At 69.2% G+C, this 20243-nt stretch carries 26 protein-coding genes; 12 read left to right on the forward strand and 14 right to left on the reverse strand.

Features of this window, described 5'->3' with window-relative positions; genetic code table 11:
• Positions 1-11 precede the first annotated feature (11 nt).
• A complete protein-coding gene (locus tag GZ67_RS0119175) occupies positions 12-1022 on the forward strand; it encodes an NAD(P)-dependent oxidoreductase (protein WP_051662648.1) in 1011 nt (336 codons plus the stop codon).
• A gap of 53 nt (positions 1023-1075) precedes the next feature.
• Here the strand turns inward: GZ67_RS0119175 and GZ67_RS0119180 are convergent, their stop codons facing one another.
• Positions 1076-1987 carry a sugar-binding transcriptional regulator gene (locus GZ67_RS0119180; RefSeq protein WP_168380822.1) on the reverse strand — a complete coding sequence of 304 codons (912 nt, stop codon included), beginning with the start codon at positions 1985-1987 and terminating at the stop codon, positions 1076-1078.
• Between the two features lie 98 nt (positions 1988-2085).
• On the opposite strand from GZ67_RS0119180, the gene GZ67_RS0119185 reads away from it, so the two are divergent.
• From GZ67_RS0119185 to GZ67_RS0119195, 3 genes are read left to right on the forward strand one after another with little or no spacing between them, the layout of a single operon-like run.
• Complete coding sequence (locus GZ67_RS0119185; protein ID WP_197021090.1) at positions 2086-3429, forward strand: MFS transporter; 1344 nt, start codon at positions 2086-2088, stop codon at positions 3427-3429.
• 27 nt (positions 3430-3456) lie between these two features.
• Positions 3457-4083 carry a class II aldolase/adducin family protein gene (locus tag GZ67_RS0119190; RefSeq protein WP_029264161.1) on the forward strand — a complete coding sequence of 209 codons (627 nt, stop codon included), beginning with the start codon at positions 3457-3459 and terminating at the stop codon, positions 4081-4083.
• A 12-nt stretch (positions 4084-4095) separates the two neighbouring features.
• Positions 4096-5619, forward strand: a complete 1524-nt coding sequence (locus GZ67_RS0119195) for an aldehyde dehydrogenase family protein (RefSeq protein ID WP_029264160.1) — start codon at positions 4096-4098, stop codon at positions 5617-5619.
• A gap of 9 nt (positions 5620-5628) precedes the next feature.
• Here the strand turns inward: GZ67_RS0119195 and GZ67_RS21085 are convergent, their stop codons facing one another.
• Positions 5629-6213 carry an MFS transporter gene (locus GZ67_RS21085; protein WP_205818583.1) on the reverse strand — a complete coding sequence of 195 codons (585 nt, stop codon included), beginning with the start codon at positions 6211-6213 and terminating at the stop codon, positions 5629-5631.
• Complete coding sequence (locus GZ67_RS21090; RefSeq protein WP_205818586.1) at positions 6210-6827, reverse strand: MFS transporter; 618 nt, start codon at positions 6825-6827, stop codon at positions 6210-6212. Before GZ67_RS21090 ends, GZ67_RS21085 begins: the two co-directional genes overlap by 4 nt.
• Before the next feature lie 90 nt (positions 6828-6917).
• On the opposite strand from GZ67_RS21090, the gene GZ67_RS0119205 reads away from it, so the two are divergent.
• Together GZ67_RS0119205 and GZ67_RS0119210 are read left to right on the forward strand one after the other, a co-directional pair.
• Positions 6918-7361: a winged helix-turn-helix transcriptional regulator gene (locus tag GZ67_RS0119205; RefSeq protein WP_029264159.1), complete on the forward strand. Its 444-nt coding sequence runs from the start codon at positions 6918-6920 to the stop codon at positions 7359-7361.
• 124 nt (positions 7362-7485) lie between these two features.
• The gene (locus tag GZ67_RS0119210) at positions 7486-8136 is read left to right on the forward strand and encodes a hypothetical protein (protein ID WP_136025806.1); all 651 of its coding nucleotides are present in this window, start codon (positions 7486-7488) and stop codon (positions 8134-8136) included.
• Positions 8137-8157: 21 nt separating this feature from the next.
• Here GZ67_RS0119210 and GZ67_RS0119215 read toward each other — a convergent pair whose 3' ends face one another.
• The 4 genes from GZ67_RS0119215 to GZ67_RS0119230 form a co-directional block, all read right to left on the reverse strand.
• Positions 8158-8460, reverse strand: a complete 303-nt coding sequence (locus GZ67_RS0119215; protein WP_029264157.1) for a hypothetical protein — start codon at positions 8458-8460, stop codon at positions 8158-8160.
• Positions 8457-8723, reverse strand: a complete 267-nt coding sequence (locus tag GZ67_RS0119220; protein WP_029264156.1) for a hypothetical protein — start codon at positions 8721-8723, stop codon at positions 8457-8459. The genes GZ67_RS0119215 and GZ67_RS0119220 overlap by 4 nt, the downstream gene beginning before the upstream one ends.
• A 285-nt stretch (positions 8724-9008) precedes the next feature.
• Entirely contained in the window at positions 9009-9812 is an 804-nt protein-coding gene (locus tag GZ67_RS0119225) for an SDR family oxidoreductase (protein ID WP_029264155.1), read from the reverse strand.
• Complete coding sequence (locus GZ67_RS0119230) at positions 9809-10309, reverse strand: MarR family winged helix-turn-helix transcriptional regulator (RefSeq protein ID WP_029264154.1); 501 nt, start codon at positions 10307-10309, stop codon at positions 9809-9811. Before GZ67_RS0119230 ends, GZ67_RS0119225 begins: the two co-directional genes overlap by 4 nt.
• 77 nt (positions 10310-10386) lie before the next feature.
• Here GZ67_RS0119230 and GZ67_RS0119235 point away from each other — a divergent pair, with 77 nt between their 5' ends.
• A complete protein-coding gene (locus GZ67_RS0119235; RefSeq protein ID WP_029264153.1) occupies positions 10387-10680 on the forward strand; it encodes an LPXTG cell wall anchor domain-containing protein in 294 nt (97 codons plus the stop codon).
• Here GZ67_RS0119235 and GZ67_RS0119240 read toward each other — a convergent pair.
• Positions 10664-11191: a helix-turn-helix domain-containing protein gene (locus GZ67_RS0119240; protein ID WP_029264152.1), complete on the reverse strand. Its 528-nt coding sequence runs from the start codon at positions 11189-11191 to the stop codon at positions 10664-10666. The two genes, GZ67_RS0119235 and GZ67_RS0119240, sit on opposite strands and share 17 nt — an antisense overlap.
• 70 nt (positions 11192-11261) lie before the next feature.
• Here GZ67_RS0119240 and GZ67_RS0119245 point away from each other — a divergent pair, with 70 nt between their 5' ends.
• Together GZ67_RS0119245 and GZ67_RS0119250 are read left to right on the forward strand one after the other, a co-directional pair.
• The gene (locus GZ67_RS0119245) at positions 11262-11972 is read left to right on the forward strand and encodes an ABC transporter ATP-binding protein (RefSeq protein WP_029264151.1); all 711 of its coding nucleotides are present in this window, start codon (positions 11262-11264) and stop codon (positions 11970-11972) included.
• Positions 11969-12763 carry an ABC transporter permease gene (locus tag GZ67_RS0119250; RefSeq protein ID WP_029264150.1) on the forward strand — a complete coding sequence of 265 codons (795 nt, stop codon included), beginning with the start codon at positions 11969-11971 and terminating at the stop codon, positions 12761-12763. The genes GZ67_RS0119245 and GZ67_RS0119250 overlap by 4 nt, the downstream gene beginning before the upstream one ends.
• Positions 12764-12782: 19 nt before the next feature.
• Here the strand turns inward: GZ67_RS0119250 and GZ67_RS0119255 are convergent, their stop codons facing one another.
• Positions 12783-13934, reverse strand: a complete 1152-nt coding sequence (locus tag GZ67_RS0119255; protein ID WP_029264149.1) for a calcium:proton antiporter — start codon at positions 13932-13934, stop codon at positions 12783-12785.
• A 196-nt stretch (positions 13935-14130) separates the two neighbouring features.
• Here GZ67_RS0119255 and GZ67_RS21180 point away from each other — a divergent pair, with 196 nt between their 5' ends.
• The gene (locus GZ67_RS21180) at positions 14131-14265 is read left to right on the forward strand and encodes a hypothetical protein (protein WP_017829963.1); all 135 of its coding nucleotides are present in this window, start codon (positions 14131-14133) and stop codon (positions 14263-14265) included.
• A 67-nt stretch (positions 14266-14332) separates the two neighbouring features.
• On the opposite strand, the gene GZ67_RS0119265 is transcribed toward GZ67_RS21180, so the two are convergent.
• Positions 14333-15319, reverse strand: a complete 987-nt coding sequence (locus tag GZ67_RS0119265) for an SRPBCC family protein (RefSeq protein ID WP_029264148.1) — start codon at positions 15317-15319, stop codon at positions 14333-14335.
• Entirely contained in the window at positions 15316-15561 is a 246-nt protein-coding gene (locus GZ67_RS0119270; protein ID WP_029264147.1) for a hypothetical protein, read from the reverse strand. The genes GZ67_RS0119265 and GZ67_RS0119270 overlap by 4 nt, the downstream gene beginning before the upstream one ends.
• A gap of 146 nt (positions 15562-15707) precedes the next feature.
• On the opposite strand from GZ67_RS0119270, the gene GZ67_RS0119275 reads away from it, so the two are divergent.
• Positions 15708-16016 (forward strand): hypothetical protein, encoded by a 309-nt coding sequence (locus tag GZ67_RS0119275; RefSeq protein WP_029264146.1) that lies wholly within the window; start codon positions 15708-15710, stop codon positions 16014-16016.
• A gap of 15 nt (positions 16017-16031) precedes the next feature.
• Here the strand turns inward: GZ67_RS0119275 and GZ67_RS0119280 are convergent, their stop codons facing one another.
• Positions 16032-17216 (reverse strand): alcohol dehydrogenase catalytic domain-containing protein, encoded by a 1185-nt coding sequence (locus GZ67_RS0119280; protein WP_029264145.1) that lies wholly within the window; start codon positions 17214-17216, stop codon positions 16032-16034.
• Between the two features lie 88 nt (positions 17217-17304).
• Positions 17305-18621: a cytochrome P450 gene (locus GZ67_RS0119285; RefSeq protein ID WP_036304435.1), complete on the reverse strand. Its 1317-nt coding sequence runs from the start codon at positions 18619-18621 to the stop codon at positions 17305-17307.
• A 154-nt stretch (positions 18622-18775) separates the two neighbouring features.
• On the opposite strand from GZ67_RS0119285, the gene GZ67_RS0119290 reads away from it, so the two are divergent.
• Positions 18776-19258 carry an SRPBCC family protein gene (locus tag GZ67_RS0119290; RefSeq protein WP_029264143.1) on the forward strand — a complete coding sequence of 161 codons (483 nt, stop codon included), beginning with the start codon at positions 18776-18778 and terminating at the stop codon, positions 19256-19258.
• Here the strand turns inward: GZ67_RS0119290 and GZ67_RS0119295 are convergent.
• A complete protein-coding gene (locus tag GZ67_RS0119295; RefSeq protein WP_029264142.1) occupies positions 19236-20240 on the reverse strand; it encodes a hypothetical protein in 1005 nt (334 codons plus the stop codon). The genes GZ67_RS0119290 and GZ67_RS0119295 overlap by 23 nt on opposite strands.
• Between the last annotated feature and the right edge of the window lie 3 nt (positions 20241-20243).

Genomic DNA, 20243 nt, shown 5'->3' on the forward strand with positions numbered 1-20243 from the left:
AAAGAAGACACATGACTGAAACGTCCCGCCCGAAGGTGCTCATCACCGCTCCGTTCGACGCCGGCATCGCCGATTCCCTCGCCGACGCCTTCGACGTCACCCTGATCGACCCGACCATGGACGGCGGATCCCTCGCCGACCGCGGAGTCGACGACGCGCTCGCCGCGGCGGATGTCGTCATCGCCGAGCTCGACGTGGTCGACGAGAGCGCGCTCGCGAACGCTCCGGCGCTCAAAGCCGTCGTCTCCTGCCGCGCCAAGCCGGCGAACGTCGACCTCGACGCCTGCACGGCCCGCGGCATCCCCGTCTTCACGACCCCCGGTCGCAACGCCGAGGTCACGGCCGATCTGAGCTTCGCCCTGCTGCTGGCCACCGTGCGCAAGGTGAGCCAGTCGGAGCGCTGGCTGCGTGCCGGCAACTGGACCGAGGACGACGTGTTCGAGCCCTACGAGGTCTTCCGCTCGATCGGGCTCGGTGGGCGCACGCTCGGCATCCTGGGCGGCGGCGCGATCGGCCGTCGGATGGTCACCCGCGCCCGCGGATTCGGTATGAACGTCAAGGTGTACGACCCGTTCCTCGCCCCCGATGCGTTCGGCGACGAGGCCCTCGTCGTGCCCCTCGACGAGGTGCTCTCGACCTCCGACATCGTCACCGTGCACGTGCCGCTGATGCCTGAGACCGAGGGACTTCTCGGTGAGCGCGAGCTCGCGCTCCTCCGCCCGGACGCCTATCTGATCAACGCCGGCCGCGCCGCGATCATCGACGAGGAGGCACTGATGGCCGTCCTGCGCGACGGCCGCATCGCCGGTGCCGGCTTCGACGTCTACTACCAGGAGCCGCTCCCGCAGGACCACGAGCTCTTCACGTTCGACAACGTCACGCTGACGCCGCACATCGCGGGCGCCTCGGATGACGTCATCGTCGAGCACTCGCGCATCGCTGCGGCGGCGCTGCGGGGCTGGCTCGCCGGGCAGCGCGTTCCCGGAACCGCGAACGAGAAGGCTCTCGCCGCCGTCGGCTGAGCGTCTGAACGCGGGGAGCGGATCGTGCGTCGCGCGGTCCGTTCCTCGGCGCGTCAGTCGAGCAGCGCCGTGACGGTGTTCGAGTCGGTGACGAGCATGTTCACCATGCCGCTCGAGAGCGCGGTGCGCACGGCATCGAGCTTCGCCGCGCCCGCCGCGATCGCGAGGCGGTGCGGGATGGCGCGAAGCTGATCGAGGTCGAGCCCGACGACGCGCGAGTCGAGCTCGCCGCGGACCGGGGCGCCGTTCGCATCGAAGAAGCGTCCGCCGATGTCGCCGATCGCTCCGGCTTCGTGGAGCGCGGCTCGTTCACGCTCGCTCAGCGACCCGAAGAGCAGTCCGCGGCTGTCGTGCGTGCTGCCGATGCCCGCGATCAGGGTGCTGGCCTCGGCCGCCCGAGCGAGCACGTCGCGCACTCCAGGGTCGGCGTACGCGCTCTCCGCGGCCTGAGGTGTCGCGGCGACCAGGGGGGCGGGGAGGTGGAAGGCCGAGCCGTCGGTGCGGCGGGCCAGGGCGAGGGTCAGCTCGTGCGGGTTGGCGCCGTTCGCGAGACCGCTGCTCGATCCGGTGAGCGGCACGAAACGCGCCCCGAGCGAGCGGGCCGGGAAGGCGTCGACCACCGCGGCGACTGCCGTGGAGAGACCCATGGCGACCGTGGTGTCCTTGTCGATGACGCTCGCGAGCGCTTCGGCGCCGACCGTCGCCATCGCGCGGGACGCCTTCGCGGGGTCGTCCACGCTCGGGGCGATCCAGGCCTGGCGCAGTCCGTAGCGGCTGAGCAGCGCCTGCTCCTCGGCGGCGAACAGCGATTCCTCGACGTGCACGATGATCTCGACCATGCCGCTGTCGCGGGCCTCGGCGAGCAGTCTCGTGACGCGGACGCGGGACAGGCCGAGTGCGTCGGCGATCTCCTGGTGCGTGAGCCCCAGCTCGTAGTACATGCGCGCCACGCGACCCATCAGCATGCTGAACATCCTCCCACGCCGACTCCTCCGGTCCTGCTTGACAATTCCGCGACGCGTGCCCAAGATGTCCATGGGCATTCGTTCACGATGCTGAACAAATGTACACCACATCCCGAAATCTCTACGCGCTCAACGAGGAGACACCCATGGTCACCCCCGCATCACCTCCCGCCGAGGGCCGCTTCGCGCGCCTCCTCAGCTCTCAGGGCATCTCGCGGCCCATCGCCTGGGGCTTCGTCGCCCTGACGATCTTCATGATCGGCGACGGCATCGAGGCCGGCTTCCTCTCGCCGTACCTCGACGAGCGCGGCTTCGACGGCGGTCAGATCGCCCTCCTCTGGTCGGTCTACGGCATCGTCGTCGCGGTGGCCGCCTGGTTGAGCGGCGCCCTGGCCGAAGCCTGGGGCCCCAAGCGCGTCATGATGCTCGGCTTCGGCATCTGGGTCGTCTTCGAGGTGCTCTTCCTCGTGTTCGGCGTCATGGCCGGCAACTTCGAGATCATGCTCCTCGCCTTCGGGATCCGCGGGCTCGGCTACCCGATGTTCGCCTACGGGTTCCTGGTCTGGGTCACGATCGACACCGACGAGCAGGTGATGGGTCGCGCCGTCGGCTGGTACTGGTTCTTCTCCACGCTCGGACTCGGCGTGCTCAGCTCCTACTTCGCCGGGGCCGTCATCCCGATCATCGGCGAGCTCGCGACGCTGTGGATGGCGCTCGCCTTCGTGGTCGTCGGCGGAGTGATGGTGCTCGTGCTGCTGCGCAATCCCGTGACCAAGAAGGTCACCGTCGCCAGCAGCGTGAAGGGTGTCGTCAGCTCCCTCACCATCGTCGCGACCAACCCGAAGGTCGGCGTCGGCGGCGTGATCCGCATCATCAACACGCTCTCCTTCTATGCGTTCGTCGTGTTCCTCACGACCTACATGGTCCGCGACGTGGGCTTCGACCTGGCGCAGTGGCAGATCATCTGGGGCACGATGCTCGCCGCGAACGTGGCCGCGAACCTCCTCTCCGGCTACCTCGCCGACTGGATCGGTCGCGTGAACGTGGTCGCCTGGGCCGGTGGCATCGGATGCTTCGTCACCGTGCTCGCCCTCTTCTACGTGCCCACCCTGATCGGACCCAACTTCTTGGTCACGATCGCGATCGCCATCGTCTACGGCCTGGCCCTCGGCATGTTCGTGCCGCTGTCGGCGATCGTCCCGCTGCTCGCCCCCAAGAACAAGGCTGCCGCGGTCGCCATCCTGAACCTCGGCGCCGGCCTCAGCCAGTTCATCGGGCCGGTCATCGCGGGCCTCGCCGCACCCATCGGCGTCGAGGGCACCGTCTGGATCATCGCCGTGCTCTACCTCGTCGGCTTCGGCCTGACGTTCCTGCTGAAGGCGCCCAAGGAGGCGGATGACGTCGTCTCGGCGAACCCCGCCCCGAGCGCCGTCACCGCCTGAATCCCCCACCCTGACAAGGAGTCACCCATGACCACGCGTGTGGAATCACTCATCGAAGAACTCTCGGCCGTCGGCGTCGACATCGTCGCCCGCGGGCTCGCCCTCGCCTCCGGAGGCAACATCTCGGCGCGCATCGATGAGGACACCTTCGTGGTCACCGGCTCCGGCACCTGGCTCGACAGGCTCACGCCCGAGGACTTCTCGGTCATGAGCCTGTCGGGTGAGGTGATCAGCGGCTCCTCGAGCCCTTCGAGCGAGTGGAAGCTGCACCAGCGCAGCTACGCCACACGGTCCGACGTCAACGCCGTGGTGCATGTGCACCCGCAGCACGCGGTGCTCCTGAACGCCCTGGGTCACGACGTGCGCCTGATCACCCTCGACCACGCCTACTACGTGCGCTCTGTCGGGACCACTCCGTACTACCCGAACGGATCGGACGAGCTCGCCGACTCCGCCGCCGAGCAGGCCGCGCACCACGACTGCATCATCATGGGCCACCACGGCTGCTCCGCCCTCGGCGACTCCGTGAGCATGGCCTTCCGCCGCGCGCTCAACCTCGAGGAGGCGGCCACCGCGACCTACCGCGCGCTGCTCCTCGGCGACACCGAGTCCGCCTTCCCCGCCGAGGCGCTCGCCGCCCTGCACCACGCCTGAACAGGAGCCGCGATGACGACCGTCCCCACGCACATCAGCATCGATCCCGACATCAGCGAGGCGACGAAGCGCTTCCTCGCCCAGCCTCCTCGCCTGCTCATCGACGGAGAGCTCGTCGAAGCCCACTCCGGACGCACCATCGACATCGTCGACCCGGGCACCGGTGCCGTCATCGCCCGGTCGGCGGCGGCGGATGCGGTGGACGCCGACCGCGCGGTGCAGGCTGCGCGTCGGGCCTTCGCACCGGATGCGCCCTGGCGGAAGATGAGCGCGCTCGATCGCGGACGGATCATCCTGCGTCTCGCCCGCATGCTCGAGGAGCGCGCCGACGAGTTCGTGGAGCTCGAGGTGCTCGACGGAGGCAAGCTCAAGGGTGCCGCCGCGAGCGTCGATCTGCCGCTTGCGATCAACCACTTCGAGTACTTCGGCGGCTGGCCGTCGAAGATCGAGGGCAACACGATCCCCGTGTCCGTGACGGATGCGATGGTGCGCACCGAGCGGGTCCCGGTCGGAGTCGTCGCGCAGATCGTGCCCTGGAACTACCCGCTGCTCATGGGTGTGTGGAAGATCGCTCCCGCGCTCGCCGCGGGCTGCACGATCGTCATGAAGCCCGCCGAGAACACCCCGCTGTCTCTGCTGCGCCTCGGGCAGCTCGCGCTCGAAGCGGGCATGCCGAAGGGCGTCCTCAACATCCTCACCGGATACGGTGCCGAGGCCGGCGAGGCGCTCGTCGACCACCCCGACGTCGACAAGGTGGCCTTCACCGGATCGACGGCTGTGGGTACGCGCATCGCCCAGCGTGCCGCTCCGATGGTGAAGAGAGTGACACTGGAGCTCGGCGGCAAGAGCCCGAACATCATCTTCGACGACAGCCCGGTCGAAGAGGCGGCGGCCGCTGCGGCCAGCGCGATCTTCTTCAACGCCGGTCAGGCCTGTGCGGCGGGCTCGCGGCTGTACGTGCAGAAGCGCTCGTACGACGACGTGGTCGGTCGGCTCGCCGACATCGCCTCGTCGATGACGGTCGGCCATGGCTTCGACCCGTCGGCGCAGATCGGGCCGGTCATCTCCACCCGCCAGCACGAGCGCGTGCTCGGCTACATCGACGGCGCTCAGGAGCAGGGGGCCACGGTCGCCGCGGGAGGATCCGCCTTCCCCGAAGCCGCGATCCCCGGTGGCTACTACATCCGTCCCACCGTGCTGACCGACGTGGACGACACCTTCACCGCCGTGCGTGAAGAGATCTTCGGCCCCGTCGTGGTGGCGCAGCCCTTCGACGACATCGACGAGATCGCGCGCCGGGCGAACGACTCGCCCTACGGCCTCGCGGCGGGCATCTGGACGCGCGACATCAGCAAGGCGAATCGACTCGCAGCGCTCCTGCAGGCGGGAACCGTCTACATCAACATGTACGGCGCGACCGATGCGGCCGCCCCCTTCGGCGGATTCAAGATGTCGGGCTACGGCAGGGACATGGGCCACGCCAACCTGGAGTCGTACCTGGAGACGCGCACGGTCTGGACGAACCTGGCGCACTGACGTCGCCGATCATCCCCGCTGCGTGATCGGGCCGGAGTGGCGTGCCGAGTCCGGCCCGCTGGTCCGGGGCTTCCGGACAAAGGGAAGTCCGAGTCCCCACGCGACGAGAGCCGCGGCGGCGAACACCGCGCCCAGGATCGAGGATCCGGCCCATCCCCACGCGCTGAAGGAGACGGTCGTGGTGACGGCGCCGACAGCGGAACCCAGCGAGTAGAAGACCATGTACCCGCCGATGGTCGTGGAGACCCGATCCGGATGCAGCGTGGTGAGAGTGTGCTGGTTGCTGACGTGCACGGCCTGAACGGCGAAGTCGAGCACGACGATGCCGACGATCAGCAGCATCAGTGACCACGGGAGCTGTGCGATCAGCACCCAGGAGGCGACCAGTGCGACGAGCGCCAGACCGGTCACGCGATTCGCCTTACCGCCGTCCGCCCAGTGGCCCGCGCGAACGGCGCCCAGAGCACCCGTCAGGCCGGCCAGGCCGAAGAGTCCGATCTGGGTCTCCGTGAGGTGCCAGGGCGCCTCCGACAGGGGCAGCGCCATCCCGCTCCAGAGCGTTCCGAACGAGGCGAAGAGGAAGAAGGCGATCACGCCCGGCTGAGGAAGGCGGGTTCGGTGAGCAGCCGACCGATGCCGCCGACGAGGACGCTGTGGTGGCGGGATGGCGGGCGCACATCGACGGGCAGCAGTCGAAGTGCTGCGGCCCCCAGCAGGAGGGAGAGCGCCGCGAGCAGGACGTAGCTGCTGCGCCACCCCCAGAGATCGGCCATCATGCCGGCGATCAGCCGCGAGCCGAGGATGCCGACCACCACGCCCGACGTCACGAAGCCCAGGTTCCGTCCGCGCTCGCCGGGATCCGACACCGCTGCGGCGTAGGCCACCGTCGTCTGCACGACGACGGCGAAGATCCCCGTGAGCGTGAGGCCGGCGAACGCGACGCCCGCGGCCGGGGCGACTGCGACCGCGAGCATCCCGATGCCCACCAGGCCCAGATGGAGGGCGATCAGCCTCCGCCTGTCGAAGCGGTCGCCCAGCGGCACGAGCAGGACGAGGCCGATGAGGTAACCCAGCTGCCCCGCCGACACCAGCCAGCCGAGCGCATCGGTCGGCAGCTGAAGGTCTCGCCCCATCTGCGCGAGCACGGGCTGCGCGGCATAGACCGTCGCGACGGCGACGGCGCAGATGGCGGCCAGCAGTGTCTTCATCCGGAGAGTCACATCGTTCCTTTGGTTGCAAATTGCTACCAAAGTGACGGTAGGGCATAATGGTTGCAGATTGCAACTCTTGGAGATCTCATGAGCGATGCCCCCGATCGTCCGCAATGGACCGATCCGACCTGTCCCGTCGCGCGCACCGTCGACCTCGTCGGCGACCGCTGGAGCATGCTGATTATCCGCGACGCGATGGACGGCGCCCGCACGTTCACCGACTTCCAGAAGCGCACGGGCATCGCCCGCAACATGCTCGCCGACAGGCTCCGCCGCCTCGCCGCGTACGGGCTCGTCGAGCAGGTCGATGCTCCCCCGGCCAAGCGGAAGCACTATGAACTGACCGCTGCCGGAGAGGAGCTCTTCCCGGTGATCCTCGCCCTGCGGGGCTGGGGAGAGCGCCATGCCTTCGCTGCCGGGGAAGCTCATTCGACTCTCGTCGATGCGGCGGGTGAGCGGGTGGTCGCATCTGAGCCCCTCGGCACCGACGGTGCGCCGCTGACCAGTGGGAACACCCGCGTCGTGAGGTGAGTGCGTCCTGCCTTCGCGGGGGAGTCAACCCGGTGGGCCCTCGGTCCGGGCTTTGGGGCGCTGCTCTGCGGTTTCTGACAGGGTGGAACGCAGGACCTGCCCCTGGACGATGAAGCGGTGAACGATGAGTGGACCTGATTCCCCGGTGATCGGGGTCGACGACGCACCGTCGCGGTGGTCGCCATGGTGGCTGGCATCCGGAGCGCTGTTCATCGCCTCGGCACTGCTGGCCGCGTTCCGCAGCCTTCCGGGTTCACTTGACCCGGGTGCTCTCAGCGGGGTCTCGACCGCAGCGACCCTGGCCTTCAGCCTCGCGCTCGTCGCCGCCGGCGTCGGAGCTGCGCGCCACGACCACACCCTCCGCCTGCCGAGGGCAGCGATCATCTCGCTCTTCCTGCTCGCCGTCTGGCTTCCTGTAGGTCCGCCGGTGCTGACCGCTTCGTTCGGCATCACCTCGGCGGTGCCGGTCTATGTGAACGCCCTCGTCAAGCTGGGGCTGAGTGGTGCGATCGTCGCCGGAGTCCTCCGAAGCCCACTGCCGAAACCCTGGAGGTTCATTCCGGCGATTGCGCTCGCCGCCGTGGTCTTCGGGTCGCTGCTCCAGGTCGCCTTCCTGTCCGGCAGTGTGACCGACCAAGGCGCGATGATCCTCGTCTCGAACCTGCTGACCCTGGTGTTCATCCTCGCCACCGGAGCGCTGGGCGCGGTGGCGCTCCGGGCCGCCAAGTCGCGGGCCGGGTCAGTGGTCGTGTTCGGGGGATCGGTCGCGTCCTGAACCCGGCCGGCGGCCCGTTCGTCAGGCGACGGTGAGGTACCCGCTCGAGGAGTCGTCCTCGACGAGGGTGTAGGACAGCACGCCGTCTCCGTGCGCTCGCGTTCGGCGCCACACTCGCTCGTGACCGCCGGTGGCGTAGTCGAGGACGATCCATCGGGGCGCCTCGGGATCACGTCGCCCGACGATGTAGGAGACGCTGCCGAGGCCGGTCGAGCCGAGATGGGCGATGAACTGATCGGAACGCGGGCTCTTCGGCGGCGTGCGGCACAGGTCCGTCGGGCGGATGCGCAGGGTCAGGTCCGCCTGCGCCGGCCGGGCCTTCACGCGGCACCCCCGGCACGGGCGCCCAGCTCGGCGAGATCGCGGAGGCCGTGCGCGTCGAGATAGGCGCGGATCGTGTCCTGGACGATGCGGATCTGCGACTCGTTCCCCATGGCGGCCTGCATCGCGCCCATCGTGGGCGTCGGCTTGCCGTTCACGCGTTCGAGCGCCTCCCACACGATGTCTTCGCGTGAGCCGCGGCCCATCGAGTGCGGCATCGAACTGAACACCGGGTTCGGCTTCCAGCCGGTTCGGGTCTCCTCCATCAGTGGTTCCTCTCGTCTCACCGGACGCTGTCGAATGCGGGTGCACTCGGTCTCGTGCGCGGGCACGCCGAATAGCCCTGGGGCGAGGTGCCCCGGTGGACGGCGCGCGGTCCTGCGGCCAGGGGCCTTCCCGAAGACTGTCGGATGTCGACGCGGGAAGGACGATCTGGCCGTCCGGTTCCCTCCGACCGTATCACGTTATTTTGAGTCATTCAAAATAACGGAGGCGATGAAATGCGAAAGGGCCCGATCCGCTGCGGATCGGGCCCGGTCATCCCCTGCGTGTCAGCGGCGAGGGTCGTCGTTCCACGACCAGATGTCGTCGCCGCGGAGCACTGCGTCGGCGCCCCCGTCGCAATAGATGGTCTGGCCGGCCATGTGGGTGTTGGCCGGGCTCGTCAGCCACACCAGCAGTTCGGCGATGGACGACGCCGGCTGGTGGTAGTTGAGCGGCATCGGCACCGCGGCGTCGACCTGCGCCAGACCCTCCGGGTTCCCGAGCAGCCCTGCCGTCATCGGCGTGGTGACGGTGCCGGGGGCGACGGCGTTCAGCGGAATCCCGGCGCCGGCCCATGCCGGTGTCACGGATTCGCGGCGGACCCAGCGTGACAGTGCGCGCTTGCTCGACGAGTAGTTCAGGAATCCGGCCTCCGGGGTGGTCGCGAGCTGGTCGCCGATCGACAGCGCCAGCGTCTCGTCGCCGCTCAGCGCGGCGTCGACGAGTTCGGCCGATACCGGCTGCAGCGAGGCCATCGACGAGACCACGGCGGCGCGCGGCTGGTCCGCCAGGCTCAACGTCGGCTGAAGCGCTTCCAGGAACTCGGTCACGCCGAAGTAGTTGATGGCCATCGTCTTCGAGATCGGCGCGGCGATGCCGGCACACGCGATCACCGCGTCGATCATGCCGCCGGCGGCCGTGATGGCCGCTTCCGCCGCCGCCCGGCGGCCGTCGGGGGTCGACAGGTCGCCGGAGACCTCGACGCCGGCGAGGTCCACGCCGATGACGGTGTGTCCCTGCGCGCGGAGCAGCTGAGCAGTGGCGGCGCCGATGCCGGATGCGGCGCCCGTGATGACGTAGGTGCGTGTCATGTTTCCTCCTGAGTTGAGGGGATGGTGTCGGGTGGAACGGGGGAGACCGTCGCTCGAGACGCTCCCGGCAGTGCGACGACGAAACGACTGAGCCTGGTCTGGAAGTCCGCGATCTCGTGCGGAGCCCAGCCCGCGAGGGCCTCGCCCACCATCTGCTGCCCAGCGGCCACGAGTCGCGCATATGATTCGATGCCGTCATCCGTCAGCCGGACCACGACCGTGCGTCCGGAACGGATTCGATCGAAGAGCCCCTGGGCGGACATGCGGGAGACGAGCTTCGAAGCGGTCGGGCGTGACAGAGACGCTCGTTCGGCGAGCTCACTGAATCCGAGGGAGCCCCCGCCCGCACCGACCGTGTACAGCGCGCGGACCTCGGTGGCATCCAGAGGGGCGTCGAGCTCCGCGGCGACCGAAGCCTGCAGGTCGTTGCGACTCCATTCAGCCACCACCCGCACGAGCGAGTCGCGGATGCTCTCGATCTCTCTGTCGATCGCCATAGTTCGACAATATCAGCTCAGTTGCGTGAGGCAACTGTTGATGCCGCGCATCCGGGAGTGGCGGGCGACCCTCCCTGGTGCTCCCGAATGACGGTGTGATCAGCGTGACGATCACCACGCCCGCGAGCGAGGGAGCCGAACCGCCGACCTCTCAGGTCGCCGCGATCACGAACGTGTACGCGGTGCTGCCTCCGGATCCGACTCCGGATGGCGGCGGCGGTGACGGCGGCGCGATGCCGGCGACCGGGCTGGACGGGTCCTCCGCGTCGTTGTACGCCGCGCTCGGAGCGCTCCTCCTCCTGGCGGGAGCTGTCCTGATCCGCCGGCGACGGGGCGGTCTGGTCGGTCGGGGGGTCAGTCCTCAGGAATGACGATCATGCTGAGGCCGACCCGGCGCCGCCCCTCGCCCTGCTCTGTCGTGTAGGGGGCGATCAGCGTGGCCAGTCCGGCTTGCAGTTGCTCCAGCGCGGCCTCGTCGACATAGAGCGGGACGGAGCCGAAGCCGAGGAAGCCACGCGCGCCTGGAGCCTCTTGGTCGGCGAAGCGGTCGAATCGGCCGGCGAGATCGCCGAGAAACGTGAGGAATGCGGAACGGAGCTGCAGGTCGCTCATCGCCTGCAGCTCGGCCTCCGGCACGTGCGCCATACGGTCGCCGAGGGTGAGCGTGCGCTCGGTCGTGCCCCGCACTTTCCGCTCTTTCGCCACGGCGAGGACGCCGGCGTCGATGAGGGCGGCGACATGCCGGTAGAGCGTGGGCTGCGACACGTCGGGGATCGCGTCGCGGAGCTCGGCGGTCGTCAGGTCGCGTCCGCCGAGCTGCTGGACGATGCGGATGCGCACGGGGTGCAGGATGACGTCGGCGATCGAAGTCTCTGGGGTCACGGGACGCCTCCATTATTATCACTGTGATAATGTTCTCGTTCTGTAGTCAGTTTACGGGGAGGGATCAGATATGGCAGCCATCGAGGTCACGGGTGTGACCAAGCGCTACGGCACGGTCGAGGCGGTGTGCGACGCCGACTTCGCCGCCGAGAAAGGTCGCATCACGGGTCTTCTCGGTGCGAACGGCGCGGGCAAGTCGACGACACTGCGGGTGCTGCTCGGACTGGCCCGCCCCGATGCCGGGTCCGCGCTCATCGACGGCGTCCCCTACCGAGCGCTGCACGCGCCCGCGCGCACGGTGGGTGCGCTGATCGACATCGCCGGCGCGAACCCGAGGATGACCGCCCGCGCGCACCTGCGCACGTACGCCGCTCTCAGTCGGCTGCCGAAGACGCGTGTCGAGCAGGCTCTCGCCGAAGTCGGCGCTCTCGAGTACGCCGACCGACGCATCGGGACGTTCTCGACCGGGATGCGCCAGCGCCTCGGGCTGGCGACCGCCCTCCTCGGAGAGCCCGAGATCCTCGTGCTCGATGAGCCGCTCAACGGACTCGACCCCGCGGGGATCGCCTGGCTCCGCTCCTTCCTCCGCGACTTCGCCGACGCCGGGGGGACGGTTCTGCTGTCCTCGCACGTGCTGAACGAGCTCGAGCACACGGTCGACGACGTCGTGGTGCTCGACCGGGGCCGCGTCCGCTGGTCCGGGACGCTCGCCGAGACGATCTCCGGGCGCGAGTCGCTCGAGGCGGCCTTCCTGCAGATCACCCAGGAGGTGGCGGCGTGAGCGTGCTGCGCGGAGAGCTGATCCGCGTCACCTCGACCCGGTTGCTGCTGTGGACAGCGGTCACGGCCGTCGTGGTCGCCGCCTTCCTCTCCGGGGTGCTCGCGATCGTCGGGCCGGAGAACGCCAACCCGCCCATGCCGGGCATCGACACCGCCGAGGGTGCGGGCCTGATCCTCGGCCTCTCCACCGTCACCCTGTTCATCCCGGCGCTGATCGGCACGGTGGCCGTGACCGGCGAGTATCGGCATCGCACCATCGGGACGACCTTCTTGGCCGTTCCGCGCCGCGGGCGGGTGCTGGGCGCGAAGCTCGTGGTGTTCGCGCTGGTCGGCCTCGTCTACGGGGTGCTGTCCTCGCTCACGACGGGGCTCGTCCTCGTGTCGGCCGCGGCTGTGCGCGGTGTCCCTCTCGCGATCGGCGTCGATGACCTGCTCCTGTCTCTCGGCAAGCTGGCGGTCGCCTCGGCGGTGTACGTGCTGCTGGGGGTGGCGATCGGTGCGCTCGCACGCAACCAGATCGTCGCCATCGGCATCGTGCTCGGGTACTTCTACTTCCTCGAGAACGTGATCATGATCGTCCCCGGAGTCAACGCCCTCTACTCGTACCTGCCCGGCGGCGCGACGGCGTCGCTCACGCGCTTCACGTTCCTGACCGATGCGATCTCCGAACAGACGCCGCTCGCCGCCGCCCCGCTGGTGTCGCCGATGCTCGGCGCGCTCATCCTGCTCGGATACACGGCCGTGGGCGCTCTGGTCGCCCTGGCGGTGCCGCTGCGGCGGGACATCGCCTGAGCATGCCCCGCCGCACGCCTCAGCTGAAGAGGACGATCACGTAGACCGCGAACGTCACCAGGTGCGCGGCGCCGTGCATCGCGGTCACCCGCTTCGCCGCGAACGTCGTGACGGAGAGCAGCAGCGTGACCCCGAGCATGAGCAGGTTCGCCGGAGACTCCGCCAGGACGACCGTCTGACCGGTGAGCATCCCGATGATGAGAACCGCGGGGATGGTGAGGCCCACCGTCGACACCAGTGCTCCGTGGCACAGATTGTTGACGCGCTGGGCCTCACCGCCGAGAGCGGCGCGCACCGCGGTGATCGACTCCGGCAGGAACACGATGCCGGCGATGAGCACGCCGGCGAGGGCGACCGGAGCGCCGAGCCGGCCCAGACCGTCGTCGAGCAGCGCCGCCATGTCGTGCGACAGGAGCACGATCGGGATGACGGTGACCACCAGGAGCCCGAGGCGCACGAGGACCTCCGTGCGATGCTCGGCCAGCACCTGCCGGATCCCGCCGGCGTTTTCCGCCTTCTCCTGACGCTCGGCGCTCTGCAGCAGCCGGGGATCGACCTCGGTGAAGTCGCTCGCCTGTGCGCCCATCTGCCGGTAGAGGAAGAACGCGTAGAGCACGAGGGTGAGCACGATGATGGGGATCTCCTGCCCCGTCGTGTACGAACCGTCCGCGCCGATCAGGGCAGGGAGTCCGAACGCGAGGGCGACCAGCACCACCAGCATCGACAGGTAGGCCGAGGTGCCGGTGCGGTTGTGGGCCATGCCGCGGTGGCGGAGCCCGCCGAGGAGGAGTGCCAGACCGATCACGAGGTTCAGGATGATCATCGCGACGGCCATGACCGAGTCGCGGGCGATGGTCGCATGCTCGCCCGGTCCGAGCATGACGGCCGAGATCAGGATGACCTCGATCAGCACGATCGAGAGCGTCAGGACCAGGGATCCGTAGGGGTCGCCGAGTCGATGTGCGAGGGCCTCGGCCTGCTTCACCACGCCGAATGCGCAGACGAGGATCACGGCGATGATCCCGAGGAGAGCGATCACGAGGACCGGTCCCGGCACAGGCGGCGCCAGCACCGGGTGGAGGAGGAGGAGAGCCGCGAAAGCGCCCCATCCCAGGGCGACTCGGACGATATCCGTGACGCCGATCAACTGCTTAAGCTCCGTGCGTGACATCGCCGGACTCCTTCGAGGTGGGGCCGTCCCCGACTGATGACCACGAGCGGGTCGTCCCGGTCGCAGCGTTGTGTCAACGCACTTTCTGACTCCACAAGCTTAGCAAAAATTTCCCGATCAGGAGGAAATTTGACTTCCGCTGGGCGCTGGCTATGGTCGGAGGTTACGCCAGCCACCGAAGGGGAAGCGAGTAACCATGTCCGGAAAGTCCATCCAGGGTCGCGACAGCAAGAAGGCGCCGCAGCTCTCGCTCAAGGAGAAGCGAGCTGCGAAGCGGGAGAAGAACGCACCAGCCGAGTTCATCAAGCCCCGCAAGGGCGCGAAGGGCTGACGGGATTCCGGCCCGGCCGGCGGCGCATCGTCCCCGATGCGGGTGATGCGCCGCCGGCGTTCGGGCGTCAGCGGAAGACGCGGGTGATGCCGCTTTCGAGCTGCGTGAGCTGGATGAAGAGCACGAAGCGGTGGAGCGGCGTCAGCAGCCTGCGGACGCTGCTGCGCACCAGGCCTCCGCGGCGGTGCTCGGTCTCCCAGGTGAGGGTCGTCCTGAGCTGTATTCCGCCCGCGGCATGTTCGAGCGCGAACCCGACCGACCGCGCATTCGACCGCGGGGCGTCCGGGTGGAGGAAACGCCATCGGATGTCGGTCGGCTCGTCGCAGTGCACGAGCCGCACGAGCTGGCGACGGAACTCTTCTGCGACCCGGATCGGCCGTCCGTCCGCCGAGGCCGACGCCGTGCGGGCTTCCCATTCGGCCGCATCGTCGCCCGACTCCGCGATGGAGGCGATCCCCTGATCCCATTCGGGGATCCGGGCCGGCGAGGACAACAGCGCCCAGACGTCTTCGATCGACGCGGGGACGAAGACGGACCGGGTGCCCGACAGGCTGCCCTCACCGTTCGGTGTCGGAACGGTGACATCGACGCGTTGCGCGTCTTCCAGTCTCGTCCTCAGCACGTCCGGATCCACGTCGAGGCGACGCAGGATCGCCTCGATCAGCCCACTGCGCTCGTCGACGAGCGCGCGCAGCACAGCGGCGGAGTCACCGCGACGATCTCCCCTCGACGCGTCCTTCAGGACGGCGATCGCACGGTCGGTCCACTCGTAGCCGGACGTCTCGTGGAAGACGATGCGAGCGCCCTCGTTTCCGCCGGACGAGATCCCGACGAGGTCGAGCTGCTCGGCGTGCTGGGAACCCACCGCCGCGCGCGCCGCCGTCAGGCTGACACCCAAGCCTCGGAGGACCTGTCCGCCGACGTCGGGATCGAGGGTCAAGGCGAGAAGGAGATGGTCGATGTCCGCGTCGCGGACGCCGAACCGGGATGCCTCCTCCATGGCTGCCAGCGACAGCGTGTGCATCGTCGCGGCCGCTCGGGTGAATCTGCTCATGAGTTCCTCCGCGGCACGATGATGCTCGGGTCGATCCGCTTGGCGTGCTTCTTGTGCACGGCCTGTCTCGTCACGCCCAGGGCATCCGCGATCGTCTGCCAGCTCATTCCGGAGCGCAACGCGGCCTCGACCTGGCGCAGCTCGAGCGTGTCGGCGAGCGTGCGGAGCGATGCGACTGCCCGCAGCCCTGCACGCGGGTCGGTCATGTCCGCAGCGATCTGTGCGACATCCAGCGATTCCATGCTGTCAACCTACGTTGCTCGACCCCGCCCTGTCAACCTGGGTTGCTCATGCCGCGGAGGGGTACTCCGGCCGGGCGGTGGTGTCAACGGGCCTGCGGTGCGCCGGCATCCGATCGACTCTGGTGTCCCGAGGAAAGGAGCACACGATGAGCGGCATCGAGGACCAAGGGCTGCGGCCCGAGAACGTGCAGTCCCCGGCCGACGCCGATGCGGATGCACGGATCGCCGAGCATCTCGCCGAACGCACGGGCGAGGACGCGGGGTCCGCTGGAAAGGTGCCGGCGGGTGGCGCCGGCGCCGACTCCGGTTCCGCCGAGGCCGTGCGCGTCGATCCGGATTCGCGCTCATCCGTCCCCGATGAGTCGACCCACAACGACGAACCCGGTATCGGTACGCGCCGGGCCGACGTGGACGAGGCGAACCGCGACGACGGGGACCCCGGCAGTCGAGCCTGAGGTCCCCGGCGTCTTTCACACGGTGGACGGGTGCAGCACGACCTTGATGCAGCCGTCCTCCTTCTTCTGGAACGTGCGGTAGAGGTCGGGTGCATCGTCGAGCGGCGCGTGATGGGTGGTCAGATCCATGACTCCCAGCGGGTCGGCGGGGTCCTCCACGAGGGGAACGAGCTCGTCGACCCAGTTCTTCACGTTGCACTGCCCCATCCGCAGGGTGATCTGCTTGTCGAAGAGGGTCTTCATCGGCATGATGTCGGCGTCTCCCGCGTACACGCCGCTGAGCGATACCGTGCCGCCGCGGCGCACCACATCGATCGAGGCGTAGACGGCGGCGAGCCGATCGACTCCGGCCTTGTCGAGCACCTGGCGCGCGGCGGGGTCCGGCAGCAGACCGACGGCTTTCTGGAGGAAGTCGACTCCCGTGCTGCCGTGCGCCTCGAGCCCCACGGCATCCACGACCGAGTCGGCGCCGCGCCCCTCCGTGAGGTCCCGTAGCTCGTCGACGATGCTGTCGGTCAGGTCGAACGTCTCGATCCCGTGGCGCTCGGCCATCGTCCGCCGCTCGGGCACCGGGTCGACCGCCAGCACCCGGTAGCCGCGGTGGCGTCCGACGCGGGCGACGAACTGCCCGACGGGGCCGAGGCCCATCACCGCGAGCGTCCCGCCCTCGGGCACCTGCGCGTACTCGACGCCCTGCCAGGCGGTCGGAAGGATGTCGCTGAGGAAGAGGTAACGCTCGTCGGGCAGATCGGGCGCGACGGGGATGTGGTTGTAGTCGGCGAGCGGCACCCGCAGATACTCGGCCTGTCCGCCGGGCACCTGGCCGTAGAGCTTGGTGTAGCCGAACAGTGCCGCGCCGCTTCCGTACTCCCGTACCTGCGTCGTCTCGCACTGCGACTGGAATCCGCGTCGGCAGAGGAAGCACTCGCCGCATGCGATGTTGAACGGGATCACCACACGGTCGCCGACCGCGAGCTTCGTGACTCCCGCACCGACCTCGACGACGACTCCCATCGGCTCGTGTCCGAGGATGTCGCCGCGGTCGATGAAGGGTCCGAGCAGTTCATACAGGTGCAGATCGGAGCCGCAGATCGCGGAGGACGTGATGCGGATGATGGCATCCTCCGGCTCCTGGATGACGGGATCGGGCACTTCCTCGACCGTCACCGTGCGCTTGCCCTGCCAGGTCAGTGCTTTCATGATGTCTCCGTTCGTCGATGCGTGTCGGACCACGCTCGTCGCTCGACGGCGCCACCTGAACCGGGTTGACAGCTCGGCATGCAGGGGTTCAATGGAACGGGCAGCCCCTCGCCGCCCCCGCGGCTCGCACTCGCCCGCCGGACGACGGCATGGTCGGAAGGCGACGCCGATTCACCTCGAGTCCGCCGTCGAGGATCCGCAACCGCGGATCGCTCAGCACGGCGATCGCCCCCGAGAGCCCGGCGATGACGAGCTTCTCGCCCGGGCAGCGATGCCCGGTCGCGACCTCCGCCCCTCCCTGCGGGATGAACGTCCGCACCGCCTCGTAGTCCGTGACGTCGGTGAACCGCTCCGGCGCGAAGCGGTGCGCATGCGCCCAGGACTGCTCGTCGGTATTCGTGCCGAGGATGTCGAGCACCACGCGTCCGCCGGCGGGAACCTGCACGTCACCGATCTCGATGTCGGTGGTCGCTCGCCCCGGCAGCATCGGGACGAACAGTCCGGTGCGTCGCACCTCCTGCGCGAACATGGTCGCGAGCTCTCCGCCGACCAGTGCATCGCGCTCCTCGGCTTCCGCGGCGATGCGGGCCCTCCACTCCGGCCGATCATGCAGCTCCTCGGCCGCGAACGCGACGAATCTCGCGGCCGCGATCATGGGACGGATGCTGTTCTGCAGCTCGACGCCGGCGAGGCGGGCCGTGAGGAGTTCACCGTCAGGGCCGCGGTGCGACGCCCACAGTGCGAGCGCCGTGCCTTCCTGGGCATGGAGGGATCCGTCGCGCACGGCCTCGATGAGGCGCATGGCTTGCCGATCCGACCACAGCCGATTCGCCACGGCGGCGAGGTAGGCGGGAGAGTACGGCGCGCCGAAGCCGTCCACGATCTGCGCGAGCCGTGCGGCCCAGCGGGTCTTCGCTGCCGGGGTCCCGGGAAGCCCGGCCCAGCCCATGATCGCCCGCCCCAAGGCGCCCACCGCGGCGTCATAGGCGCTGCGGGTGCCGCCCTCGAGCCAGTCGTCGCGCTCGGACCGCCACTCCCGTTCCAACCACGGGATCAGGCGCTCGGCCTGCGCGTCCTCGTAGGCGGCCTCGACGAAGGTCGCCTTGCGGTGGCGGTGCTCCGCCCCGTCGAGGCTGTGGACCGAGCCGTGCCCGAACAGCGTCTCGCGCACGATGCCGGGCATGGCACCCGCCCGGGCGATGCGACTCTCGTCGTAGAACAGGTCGACGCCCTCGGCGCCGCGCACCAGCACCGCTTCGTGGCCGAGCAGGCGCATCGGTGCGGAACGCGATCCCGGTCGGGCGCGACGCCAGATGCGCTCGCCGAAGTCGTAGCCGCGGGTGAGCAGTGACGGGGAGTCGTCGTGGATGACCGCTTCGACGGCGCGGCCCACGCGTGAGGTCATTCTCTGGAACATGTCTCGACCGTGACAGGGTCTGCGGGATCGCTCCAGGGGGGCGCGTTCACGAGTCGATTGTGCTATTCGCCTCATCGGCCCCGTGTCAAGCGGGTTCTGCAGCCGAGCCCTGGCGGGCACGATGAACACGGATGGAGGAACCATGGCGACGAACACTCGTGACCTGGCCTGCACCACGGATGACGTGTTCCGGGTGCTCGCGAACGGCTGGCTGTATCCCGGATGGGTGGTCGGTGCCTCGCGGATGCGCGACGTCGATGCCTCCTGGCCGGCGGTCGGCGCGCAGCTGCACCACTCCTTCGGCGTGTGGCCGGCGCTGCTCGACGACAGGACCGAGGTGCGGGAGTGGGAGCCGCCGCACCGGATGGTGCTCATCGCCCGGGGCTGGCCGATGGGCGAGGCCAAGGTCACTCTGCGCGCGCGCACGACGGCATCGGGCTGTCAGGTGCGCATCGACGAGGAGCCCGTGAAGGGGCCGGCGGCACTCATCCCCCGCTTCCTCACGACGCCGATGCTGCGCTGGCGCAACGCCGAGACGCTGCACCGGCTCGCCTACCTCGCCGAGGGCCGAGCGGGAGGCGACGGCAGGGCGTCGGGCGAGGTCACTCCCCCGAGTTCTTCTTGAACTGCCGCTCCCAGTCGCGCAGCTCCGAGCGGCCGATGAGCGAGTCGAGCGACACCTGGAACAGCAGGCCCTTTCGGGCGTTGACCTGCTTGATGTTGTCGATGATCTGCGTCGTGACGGCCGCCAGTGCCTCGCGCACCTCGGCGACGCGCTCCTCCGGTGCATCCCACAGGTCGGGCCGCGTGAGCAGGTCGAGCAGATAGTCGCGTTCCAGCGCGGCGACGAGGCGGGCGAGCTTGTCGGAGTACTCCGCCTCGGCCAGCGCGACCTGGTCGGTCTCCGCCTTGGCGTCGAGTCGTACGAACAGCTGCTCGACGTGGGAGGCGAGCGCCTCGATACCCGCGGCCGTCTCCGCGGCCACAGGGTTGCCCGGGAGGTTCGCATAATCGACCCGCAGCTCGCGCAGCCGGTCCACCCGCAGGCGGATGCCGGGAGGAACCGGATCCGCCGCGGTCTTCGGCGTACGACGGCGACGGGCGAGCAGTCCGATCGCCGTGCCGCCGGCTGCGAGCAGGACGGCTCCGCCGATCACGACGGGCAGCAGCCAGTCGGTCCCTCCCCCGGCTTCCAGGCCCGGGGAGGACGGATTCTCCTGGACGATCTGCTGCACGGTCTCGACGAGAGCGGTCTGGGTGTTACCACCGGCCGCTGCCTCGTTCTCGTTGGCGATCCGCAGCACGTCGTTGCTGTCGATCACGGTGGAGCCCGCCTGCAGGTCGTCGCCCACGGCGAGCACGACGGTCGTCTGCGGCACTCGCTCGCTGAGCCGGTCGAGCAGTTCCAGCGGGTAGACGGTGCCCAGGTCGGCATCCTCCGGCAGCACCACGACGGCGATCGTCCCGTCCCCCGGCACGGCGGCCGACAGGGCATCGGTCATCGCCGACTGCCCCTGCACGCCGGGGGCGACGTAGACGTCGCCGGACTGCAGGGCGGCGATCGCGTCGGTGACCCCGCTCGGGTCGGATGCCGTGGAGCTGATCATTCC

The sequence above is a fragment of the Microbacterium sp. Cr-K20 genome, assembly GCF_000708325.1.
Taxonomy (GTDB): Bacteria; Actinomycetota; Actinomycetes; order Actinomycetales; family Microbacteriaceae; genus Microbacterium.

Excerpts from the sequence above, each read along its gene's own strand:
- GZ67_RS0119290 (WP_029264143.1), top strand. The coding sequence starts at position 18,776 with ATGGCGACGAACACTCGTGACCTGGCCTGCACCACGGATGACGTGTTC.
- GZ67_RS21180 (WP_017829963.1), top strand. The coding sequence starts at position 14,131 with ATGTCCGGAAAGTCCATCCAGGGTCGCGACAGCAAGAAGGCGCCGCAG.
- GZ67_RS0119295 (WP_029264142.1), bottom strand. The coding sequence starts at position 20,240 with ATGATCAGCTCCACGGCATCCGACCCGAGCGGGGTCACCGACGCGATC.
- GZ67_RS0119190 (WP_029264161.1), top strand. The coding sequence starts at position 3,457 with ATGACCACGCGTGTGGAATCACTCATCGAAGAACTCTCGGCCGTCGGC.
- GZ67_RS0119245 (WP_029264151.1), top strand. The coding sequence starts at position 11,262 with ATGGCAGCCATCGAGGTCACGGGTGTGACCAAGCGCTACGGCACGGTC.
- GZ67_RS0119210 (WP_136025806.1), top strand. The coding sequence starts at position 7,486 with ATGAGTGGACCTGATTCCCCGGTGATCGGGGTCGACGACGCACCGTCG.
- GZ67_RS0119285 (WP_036304435.1), bottom strand. The coding sequence starts at position 18,621 with ATGACCTCACGCGTGGGCCGCGCCGTCGAAGCGGTCATCCACGACGAC.
- GZ67_RS0119255 (WP_029264149.1), bottom strand. The coding sequence starts at position 13,934 with ATGTCACGCACGGAGCTTAAGCAGTTGATCGGCGTCACGGATATCGTC.
- GZ67_RS0119225 (WP_029264155.1), bottom strand. The coding sequence starts at position 9,812 with ATGACACGCACCTACGTCATCACGGGCGCCGCATCCGGCATCGGCGCC.
- GZ67_RS0119265 (WP_029264148.1), bottom strand. The coding sequence starts at position 15,319 with ATGAGCAGATTCACCCGAGCGGCCGCGACGATGCACACGCTGTCGCTG.
- GZ67_RS0119175 (WP_051662648.1), top strand. The coding sequence starts at position 12 with ATGACTGAAACGTCCCGCCCGAAGGTGCTCATCACCGCTCCGTTCGAC.
- GZ67_RS21090 (WP_205818586.1), bottom strand. The coding sequence starts at position 6,827 with ATGAAGACACTGCTGGCCGCCATCTGCGCCGTCGCCGTCGCGACGGTC.
- GZ67_RS0119270 (WP_029264147.1), bottom strand. The coding sequence starts at position 15,561 with ATGGAATCGCTGGATGTCGCACAGATCGCTGCGGACATGACCGACCCG.
- GZ67_RS0119195 (WP_029264160.1), top strand. The coding sequence starts at position 4,096 with ATGACGACCGTCCCCACGCACATCAGCATCGATCCCGACATCAGCGAG.
- GZ67_RS0119230 (WP_029264154.1), bottom strand. The coding sequence starts at position 10,309 with ATGGCGATCGACAGAGAGATCGAGAGCATCCGCGACTCGCTCGTGCGG.
- GZ67_RS0119205 (WP_029264159.1), top strand. The coding sequence starts at position 6,918 with ATGAGCGATGCCCCCGATCGTCCGCAATGGACCGATCCGACCTGTCCC.
- GZ67_RS0119280 (WP_029264145.1), bottom strand. The coding sequence starts at position 17,216 with ATGAAAGCACTGACCTGGCAGGGCAAGCGCACGGTGACGGTCGAGGAA.
- GZ67_RS0119185 (WP_197021090.1), top strand. The coding sequence starts at position 2,086 with ATGTACACCACATCCCGAAATCTCTACGCGCTCAACGAGGAGACACCC.
- GZ67_RS0119275 (WP_029264146.1), top strand. The coding sequence starts at position 15,708 with ATGAGCGGCATCGAGGACCAAGGGCTGCGGCCCGAGAACGTGCAGTCC.
- GZ67_RS0119180 (WP_168380822.1), bottom strand. The coding sequence starts at position 1,987 with ATGCTGATGGGTCGCGTGGCGCGCATGTACTACGAGCTGGGGCTCACG.
- GZ67_RS0119220 (WP_029264156.1), bottom strand. The coding sequence starts at position 8,723 with ATGGAGGAGACCCGAACCGGCTGGAAGCCGAACCCGGTGTTCAGTTCG.